Below are 9,903 nucleotides of genomic sequence, written 5' to 3' on the forward strand. Positions count from 1 at the left end.
CCCTGATAATTTTGTGGAGATATTCATACCTTTTGCTATTTGAAATTGCTACGCTGTAATTAGGAAACTATTTCTAGGATAGAAAATTTAAAGAACACTTTTAGACACAATCATGTCTAGGGTAGTAACCATTAGGGAAAAGCGAATCACTAATTCATAATTCTTATGTTCCAACAAGAGTTACAAGAATTTGTAGTGGTTTGTTGCATAAGAGCAATAGGGAAAGACCCGATGAAACTTCGTCAAAAAACATTAATAGTTATTAGTACGGCGATGGCTAGTTTGATAGTGGTGTTGTTTATTACAGCATCAATGATATTGTTTTATGGCTGCCAAAATTTGGAAGTCTATTACGTTTATTTAGATGTAGCAAGGGCATTAAATCTATCATTAAATCTATTAGATGATGAGATGTCTAATTTATCTGTAAAAGTAAAACAGGATAGAATATTTGCCTTATCAAAAAAGTTAGTTGATCAGAATAAACTAGAGTCCAATAATATAAATAAATTTATTGATTTTAATTCAGTCGATAATTTTGGGATTAATCAAAAACTGAACTTTCTATTACTACTTAATGCTCGAGGAGAAATTTTATTTAGTCAAGAATTCGATGGAAGTCAACAAACAGAAATACTAATATCTGAGAACTTAAAAAAATATCTACCTATAGGTAAAAATATAAGTCAGCAAACAGGTATTATTCTTTTACCAGAAACTTATCTCCCGATCGCTGATACTCCTATTTTGAATGAAATAGATAGTCTAAACGTCCTTGGTGAATTAGTGTATGATATTAATCTTAATTATTTAGGAGTCAACCCACCCCTCGCCCCTCCCCCTCCCAGGAGGGGAAGTCAGTCGGACCGAGTCAGGAACAAAGAAAGAAGAAGAAAGAGTAGTAGAGGAAGAAAGTTTTTTGTTTGCGCTCTTATCCGGACAAGACATCATACCTCAAATCACCAACGCCATCTAAACAATAACATCCTCATTGTTGGGTGCTATCTAAATGATGCAACAATAGCAAAGTTAGCTGAATTAACAAAATTATCACTAACTTTTAGTCGGTGGGAAAATAACTCGCAACAAATTTATCGGCAACTGAAAACTTCAGAAATAGTCCTAGAACCGCTCAATTCCGATCGAGTAAATGGTTATAGAACTGTCAAAGATATCGATACTCAACCTCCTCTAATTTTACAAAGAGAAGTAGATCGAATTATCCGCCACCACAGTCGCTCGTTTTGGAGTTACTTTATTTTTTCATCGGTAATAGTAGGTCTAGTTTTTGGGATCGTTATGCTGGCACTCAGAGAAAAATTGTTAGTCTCTCGTATTTCAAAATTAAACAAAATAGTTAATAAAATAGCTTCTAGTGGAGACCTTTCAATGCGCGTACCAATGCCAGGGGATGATGAGTTGTCAAACCTAGCTCAGACTATGAATAAAATGCTAGAAGCTTTACAACATTCTCAACTTGAATCTCAAGACAACGAAGAACGATATAGACTAATGGCAGAAAACTCCACTGATATGATTTCTCGTCACTCTCCAGATGGGGTTTTCCTTTATGTATCCCCCGCTTGTCGCAACCTGATGGGATATTCTCCATTAGAAATTGTTGGTACTCATCCAAAAGAGTTTTTTGCATCTGAAGATATTAAAGCAATTGCCAAAGCTTATCACACTATTATTAACAATCCCGTAACTTACACTATTGCCTACCGCGTTCTTTGTCAAAAAGGTAAATATATTTGGTTCGAAACCACCGCTCGTACAATTCGCGATCCTGAAACGGGGAAAGTACAAGAAATAATTGCAGTTTCTCGTGACATTTCTGACCGTAAACAAAGAGAACAAGAATTACAAGAAAGTGAAGCTGCTATTCGGAGATTGTACGAAATAACTTCTACTCCTTGTCAAGGTACAAATCAAGATAATTCTATTATCTTCTGTTTTTATGAACGCCTCCAAAAATTATTAGAAATGGGCTGTCAAAAGTTCGGCCTAGAAATAGGAGTATTGTCTAGAATTGAAGATAATAAATATACTATTGTTGCAGCTAAAACTCCAGATAATTCTATTTTGAAAGGAGAAGAATTTGACTTAGAAAAAACATTTATTTTTGCAGCAATAGCAGAACAGCCAATATGTTTTGAATCTATTCAATATTCAGGTTTTTGTATCACAGTAGATATGGCTTTCCAAATCGAAGCTTATATGGGAACGTCAGTTATGGTGGGAGACTCAGTTTATGGTACTCTCAATTTCTGGAGTCCTCAAGTCCTAAATGAACCTTTGAAAGCCGTAGATAAAGAGTTATTAAAACTAATGGCTCAGTGGATAGGTGGAGAATTAGAACGTCAACAAACCGCTAATGATTTAGCAAAAGCTAGAGATGAAGCACTCGCTGCAACTAGAGCAAAAAGTGAATTTTTAGCTACTATGAGCCATGAAATTAGAACCCCGATGAATGCAGTTATTGGCATGACTGGTTTACTATTAGATACTCCTCTCAAAACAGACCAAAAAGATTTTGTCCAGACTATTCGTAGTAGTGGTGAGACTTTACTTACACTCATTAATGATATACTTGATTTCTCAAAAATAGAATCTGAGAAACTAGATTTAGAAGCAAATCCTTTTGATTTACAACATTGTCTAGAAGAATCTGTTGACTTGTTAGCAGCAAAAGCTAGTGAAAAGAATTTAGAACTTGTATATTTCATCCCTCCAGAAACTCCAACTACTATTATCGGAGATATTACTCGCGTACGTCAAATTTTAGTTAATCTCCTGAGCAATGCGGTAAAATTTACCTCTAATGGTGAGGTATTAGTTTCTGTTAGCAGTAGACGGCTAGAAGCAGAAGAAAATTCACAGAATTTAAAGGCAAAAAATAGCTCAGAATTTGATAATTGTGATATTTTTCCCGTATATGAAATACAATTTTCAGTCAGAGATACAGGTATTGGTATTCCTGTTACTCTCATGAATCGTTTATTTAAGTCTTTTAGTCAAGTTGATTCTTCTACCAGTAGGAAATATGGGGGTACAGGTTTAGGACTAGTTATTAGTAAAAGATTAGCTGAAATGATGGGTGGTCAAATGTGGGTTGAAAGTATGGGTGCAGTTGGAGGTAATCCCCCAGCAGGCTATAAGTTTTTAGATGAAAAATTAGAGTATATCAACGAAAAATTAGGTTCAAATTTTTATTTTACAATAGTCACAGAATGTAGCATTAAAACTGTCAAAGATCAATTAATTCAAACTAATTATTTAGATAATAATCGACATAGTTTAATAGACAAAAAAATACTAATAGTTGATGATAATACTACAAATAGAAAAATTTTGTTGAAACAAACTGAATCTTGGGGGATGGTAGTTAGCACTGCTGAAAATGCTACTCATGCTTTAGATTTAATGACTAAAAAGTACAAATTTGATCTAGCAATTATAGATATGCAGATGCCTGAAATTGATGGTTTAACTTTAGCAAATAAAATTCGTCAAAATCCAATGTATCGGGATTTACCTCTAGTGATTTTGACTTCTTTCGGTAGGCAAGAAATTAATGATTTTTATCAATTATTTGCAGCCATTATTAATAAACCTGTTAAACAATCTCAGCTTTATGAAACCTTACTAAATATTTTTTCTGGTAAAGGTTTTGAAATTAGAATCACAAACAATAATAGTAAATGGAATTCTCAAACTATTCCTTTATTAGCAGAACAATTACCGCTGCGAATATTATTAGCAGATGACCATTTAGTTAATCAAAAAGTAGCTTTACAAATTTTACAACGCATGGGATATCGTGCTGATGTTGCTAGTAATGGTTTAGAAGTTTTAGAAGCTGTATTTAGTTTGCCTTATGATGTGGTTTTGATGGATGTACAGATGCCTTTGATGGATGGCCTAGAAGCTGCTCGTCGTATTCGGCAAAAATATGAAAATATCACAGAACATCCTGAAAAAGTTTCTCAGCGAAGACCTCGAATTATTGCTATGACAGCTAATGCTATGCAGGGCGATCGTGAAGAATGTATAGCTGCAGGAATGGATGATTATATTAGTAAACCAATACGGATGGAGCAACTTATAGAAGCTTTAAGTAAAGCTAAGTCTGTTGTGTCAGAAGGAAAGGAAAAATTGACTTTCCCACAATCAAATTTATCTCCAGCAACCGTTCCAGACGATAATCACATTTTCACAGAACAGACTATTCTTGAGAGTAAGGTAATAGAAGGGTTAAAAGAAGTAGAAGCTCTAGATGAAGTAATAGATATTTATTTAGATACTTCTCCCGAACTTCTAGAGAATATTAATATTGCTATTAATCAAGCCGATCCACTTATACTTAAGAATGCTGCTCATTCTCTCAAGTCTATTAGTGGTACTCTAGGAGCAATGATTCTTTATAAAATTTGTCAAGAATTAGAAATTATGGCTCGTTTAGCTTATGAGTCAGAAAATTCTACTCCAGCAGAAGCAATAGAGATTTTTTCTCAGGTTAAAGTGGAGTATGAAAAAGTTATTGCTGCCTTGAAAATAGAGCGACAGAAATAGTAGGGGCAGGTTCGGCGTTAAGTTAATGCTGTTACAAATTATTCAGATGAACCCGCCCCTAACTGGATGGAGCAGGTTTAGTTAATTCAATTATCGCCATCAAAATTAATTCATAACCTGCTCCTACCATCAATAATCCCGCAACAAAAATCTTATTAGCGAACTCTTCTGGGGTTATTACCTTTGAAACCACTCCAACCAATAGTTAAATAACAACTTGCCAGTAATAAGCTTGTTAAACCTATTTTGATACTGGAATGAAAAGTTGATAGTTGTGATTTTTGTATTTCTCGCTGTTGTTTCCTTTCTATTTGTTGTGTTACATTTGAGCGAATTTCTTCTACTTTGACTTTAAAAGCATTAGGATTATTCTTAAACTTTTCTAAATTAGCTATTTGTTCTTCGCTCAATTGTCTTTTTATTGTAAAAGCCTCTAATTTTTGCCTATCCCGGAGCATATCACCTATTATATTTTGTTGCTGATCTAAACGTTGTTCTAATATTTCTTTCTCTTCTTTGGCGGTTTGATTTGCTGTTTCCACTGCTTCATTGCTTACTGCTAAAGTATTACTAATATGCAGAGGAATAATTAGCAAAAATATTATACCGAAGAAAAAAGATAATAAATAAACCCAAAATTTTAAGCTATTCCAGCTAAGTTTAGGTTGTGTTGGAGCTAAACCAAGAATTTCTTCAAAGCCATAGGCACAAAACATTAAGGCTATTCCTAAAATTGGTAAAATACCTTCTTCTACTATTGTAGTTGTGAAATTGAGACTCCAGTCTGTATCTCCTATCTTGATAGTAAATAGAAGTAAAACATAATTGATAATAGTAAATAGTACCAAGATAATTCCAGCTAATTTCATAAATCTAACTGCCTGAACTGGTACTTGACTGATATTAGTTCCTTTCATAGTACTGGTACTTGACTGATATTAGTTCCTTTCATAGTTTAGATTTATAATATGTACATCAATCTAGTTGGAGCAAAAATTACCCATAGTTGAGACCCTGTCTATATCTATCTAGGTATCATTTCTACCATATAATCCTATCTTCATATTATCTTTAAAAAAAATTTGCGTATTTACTCTAGTTGGCGATCCTGTTTTTTCTGGTTAGGATAGTAGATGTAATTCAACAAGAGTGTAGATTGGCTAAAACTAAAAACTCACTAATTTTTCTTCTTGTTGAAATAAGTTAGATTTTATAGTTTTTAAGGTAACCTAGTTATTGAGGAGGCTGAGGGTATAAAAAAAATACTTATTAGCTCCCAAATATCTAAATTCTGATAATCAATAATTTTTGTTCACTATTGACATTACAGGTAAATATATCCATGAAAAAATTACTTACAGCGATCGCTTCTACAGCTTTTTTAAGTTTCTTTGCTGCAGCACCTAGTGTAGCTCAGGAAGTTACTTTTACTGACTGGCCTCTCGAAGATATGCTACTTTCAGATGGAAATACTTATAGTGGTGGAACAGCAGTAGTAGAAAATAATACAGGTGGGTTGACCTCTGTTACTCTTAATGGCTGTACTGCTAATTTAGCCTGTGTCTCAGAACAGATAGGAGCATTTGATACAGGAATGTGTATTGCAGAAGCAATGGGAGCTGGGAATAACATAGAAGTTGGAGCAAATTGTGTTATCAATAAGGGTGGTAGTAGTGCATATTATAGTTGTGTTAGTGGAACTTGCCCAAATCCTTAGATATCAGCATAGTTATAAATAAATTACAGAACTGAAAAACGACCTCTAAAAAAGGGTTTTTATCAGGAAAAATTAAAAGTCAGGAGTCAGAATATTTAGATATATTCTGGCTGCTAGTTTTTTTGATTTTATTGCGCAGTAGGGGCGGGTTTAACCAAAAGCTTGGAAATTAGGAATATACTCCTCAAAACCCGCCCTTCATTCTAGACTGACGCTAAAATGGTGCGTTAGATTATTCGGGCAGGGGAGCGGGTTCATCTAATACCAATTACCAAAAGCAATGCTATACTTCAGCTATACTTCAATAGTCAAATAATTACCAATATTCAAAGTCTGTTTTTGACAATTATTAGTCGGTTAGTATAGATTTTCCTACTTTTAACCTCTCCCCCCACCTCCCACACTTCCCATACTTCCCCACCGAATCAGATATAGCATTCTTTTTGAGAAATGGTATAATGTGGTGGTTGAGCCTCATAATTTAACGCCGAACCCACCCCTATGATTGCAACATTTTAGGCGTGTCCGCCACTAATGGACTGAAACAGCTAATGGGCGTGCATTGTATTATTGGGGGGGTGAGTTCATCTAATGTGGTAGTTGAGCCTCATAATTTAACGCCAAACCCGCCCCTACGCTTTGCAACATCACAAAAAAATCAGGGAGTCTCATCAACTCCCTCTCTAGACCTTAATACTCACTAACAAAAACAAAGAAGATATTCTTTCTAATGCTTTACTTTGCAGACCTACGCTTAGTAGCAGCAGCCAAACCACCGATAGCCATTAGACCTAATATTGTAGAAGGCTCAGGTACATCTTCAGATAAAATACCACCCCCTCCTTCTATAACAACTTCATAGTTACCACTGAAAGAGAAGCCATCATTGTCAACTAACCCACTAGCAGTAGCGGAGTTACTCCAACCGTAACCAGTAACTCCATTAATATCGTATGCAAAGATTTCACTCATTTGCACACCTTCTAACGCTGCTGCTAGAAAGGAATTGAATCTGAATCTATCTGCTAAGTTGAGGTGACCTGCTAAACCAACTACAACATCATCACCAACTTCGTTGATGTAGGAAATATTCGGGTCAGTAATCATGTCAAGTCCTCCTTGGCCGACAAATATACCGTAAAACATCTCTTCGTTAGCAGCAGATATAAGTGGGCTAGCACCTGAGTTTTTCTCGACAGCTTGTTCCCAAGCATCAGAGAACCAAGCCTTACCAGTAGTATCTCGCCAATCCTGAGTATTGTAAATATCCTCAGTTACATTAGTAAATGTAGCAGTTCCTCCCTGAATATTGTCAGCTTCTACTCCAGCAAGTGGATTACCACCTGTATCGCTACTACCTAACTCTACATTGCCACCAGGATTAGAACTATCTCCTTGTAGGATTGAATTTAACTGAGTCAAGTCATCAGTTACTTCAAAGCCAGTACCTACTTGTTCGCGCAATATTAAATCTGTACCTATCGCAGTGAAGCCAACAGCCATTGCAGGAGCGCCGAAAACTGCACTCATACCAGCAACAACGGAAGCACTTGCTAAAAATTTCCTTACTAATCCTGCCATAATTTTCGTTTCCTTAATTTAATTTGTGTTTTGTCAGAGTTAGCTAGATTGAAAAATATATATTGACTGGTGAAATTGAAATTTATCTATTATGTTTATCAAAGCATAAGTAACAAGATATTCTGTGTGTTTCAAATCACTGAAACTTATGATTTTTGTTTACTCTTTTGTATAACAATGCACCTTTAGTTAGGTTTTATACTGTTTGCCAGTCATTTAACCTTTTTTATTGAGCTGAAATTAATTATAAGCAGTTTTCTCACCAAATGTCTATATTTTTCGGTGATTTTTATATGAAGTTTTAGTGAAGCTTAGTATTTAGAAAAACTCCTAGAAAACACTTATGTATTTCTACCGAAATCATTATCAATACAAAAATTATCGTCCATATAATCAATTAATTACTTCTATAAATAATCATTTTTTCCCATTTCAAAAAAATCCAAAATAAAAGCGAGTGTTTCCCCAGGATATTCTCAGGAAACACTCACTATGACGAACTTTTAAATTAATTTAACCCACTATTGCGTTAACAGCAGCACAAAACATTATTTCTGCAAAAACACTGAAATTTTCTCAACAGCCCTTGACAAAATCTCCGACTTATGAACCAAAGCAAACCTCACATATCCTTCTCCAGCCTTGCCAAAACCAGCTCCTGGGGCCACTGCTACCCCAGTATTTTTCACTAAGTCCACACAGAATTCCACAGAGTTATTAGCCCATGCTTCCGGCAACTTTGCCCATACATACATAGTGGCCGATGGAATAGGCACAGGCCAACCAATTTTATGCAATGCCCCAACAAACACATCCCGACGTTGGCGAAAAATATCTACAGTTTCTCTAACTACCTCTTGAAGACCAGTCAAAGCAGCGATCGCTCCATTGAGAATGCCTTGATACTGATTAAAATCAATACAAGCTTTAACCTGTCGCAAAGCTTGAATCAATTCAGTATTACCAATGGCATAACCAACTCGGAAGCCGCCCATACTATAAGATTTAGACATAGTAAAAAATTCTATAGAAACAGTTTTTTCTGGGTCAGCTTGAAAAATAGAAGGAGCGATAGATTGTTTTTTGGGTGCTTGAGAAAAGGTATCAAAAACAAAGTCTAAATATGGAGCATCGTGAACTAAGACTAAATTATGTTTTTGGCAAAAAGCAACAGTTTCTTGGAGAAAAGATAAAGGAGCGATCGCTGTTGTCGGATTATGAGGGTAACTCAAAACCATCATTTTTGCCTGAGATAAGACAGCTGGAGGTATGTCTGCCAAAACTGGCAAAAACCCATTTTCTGCCAATAAAGGCATAGGGTAAACTTGACCCCCCGCCAAAAACACCCCACCACTATGAGAAGGATAACTAGGGTCTTGCAGTAAAGCAAAATCACCAGGATTAAGTATAGCCAAAGGTAAATGAGCCGTACCTTCCTGAGAACCAATTAGAGGTAAGACTTCAGTTTCTGGGTCTATTGGAATGTCAAACTTATCAGTATACCACTGAGCTGCTGCTTGCCGAAAAGCTTGAGTGTTAGAAAATAACGAATAGCCGTGAGTAGTAGAATCTGACAAAGATTGAGCGATCGCTTCTAAAGCTTTGGAAGGCGCTGGTAAGTCAGAAGACCCCAGAGATAAATCTATTAAATCTTGCCCTGCTACTTTTGCTAATGCTTTTGCCCGGTCCATATCGGCAAATACATTAAAGCTTAGGGGGGCTAAACGTTGTGATAATTGCATTTTGATTCCACCTCTGAATTGACTTGTGTAGTTATTATCTACTTTACTTTTGCCAAATATTTGTCAATCTTCCAATACCCGCTGTCAAAAGTCAAAATTTGAGAGGCACACAGTCGTACATGGGAATTAGCTGGACTTTAGGAAAAAAGTTAAATAAAATCACCTCAATCTTTTATCAGAAGGAGATTATACCTGAGTATATCCCCAAACCAATCCCAGATTGGCTTGATGTAGAGCAAAAATATCTTGATGATCTTGCAACCAACAAAAAAAGTTGTCAGAAATACT

The 9,903-nt window shown here is 35.5% G+C and carries 5 protein-coding genes; 2 read left to right on the top strand and 3 right to left on the bottom strand.

The annotated features are described in order from the left end of the window. Nucleotides 1-165 precede the first annotated feature (165 nt). On the top strand, nt 166-4,575 hold the full coding sequence (locus tag F6K18_RS31970) for a response regulator (RefSeq protein ID WP_287526957.1): 4,410 nt from the start codon (nt 166-168) through the stop codon (nt 4,573-4,575). Between the two features lie 155 nt (nt 4,576-4,730). Here the strand turns inward: F6K18_RS31970 and F6K18_RS31975 are convergent, their stop codons facing one another. Then, on the bottom strand, nt 4,731-5,492 hold the full coding sequence (locus F6K18_RS31975) for an HpsJ family protein (protein ID WP_287526958.1): 762 nt from the start codon (nt 5,490-5,492) through the stop codon (nt 4,731-4,733). 425 nt (nt 5,493-5,917) lie between these two features. On the opposite strand from F6K18_RS31975, the gene F6K18_RS31980 reads away from it, so the two are divergent. Further along, nucleotides 5,918-6,292: a hypothetical protein gene (locus F6K18_RS31980; protein WP_287526959.1), complete on the top strand. Its 375-nt coding sequence runs from the start codon at nt 5,918-5,920 to the stop codon at nt 6,290-6,292. Between the two features lie 735 nt (nt 6,293-7,027). On the opposite strand, the gene F6K18_RS31985 is transcribed toward F6K18_RS31980, so the two are convergent. Together F6K18_RS31985 and F6K18_RS31990 are read right to left on the bottom strand one after the other, a co-directional pair. After that, nucleotides 7,028-7,873, bottom strand: a complete 846-nt coding sequence (locus F6K18_RS31985; protein WP_287526961.1) for an NF038130 family PEP-CTERM protein — start codon at nt 7,871-7,873, stop codon at nt 7,028-7,030. Nucleotides 7,874-8,421: 548 nt separating this feature from the next. Next, nucleotides 8,422-9,615, bottom strand: coding sequence for an LL-diaminopimelate aminotransferase (locus F6K18_RS31990; RefSeq protein WP_287526963.1), 1,194 nt, complete (start codon nt 9,613-9,615; stop codon nt 8,422-8,424). Nucleotides 9,616-9,903 lie beyond the last annotated feature (288 nt).

It is taken from the genome of Okeania sp. SIO2C2, from assembly GCF_010692625.1.
Classification (GTDB): domain Bacteria; phylum Cyanobacteriota; class Cyanobacteriia; order Cyanobacteriales; family Microcoleaceae; genus Okeania; species Okeania hirsuta.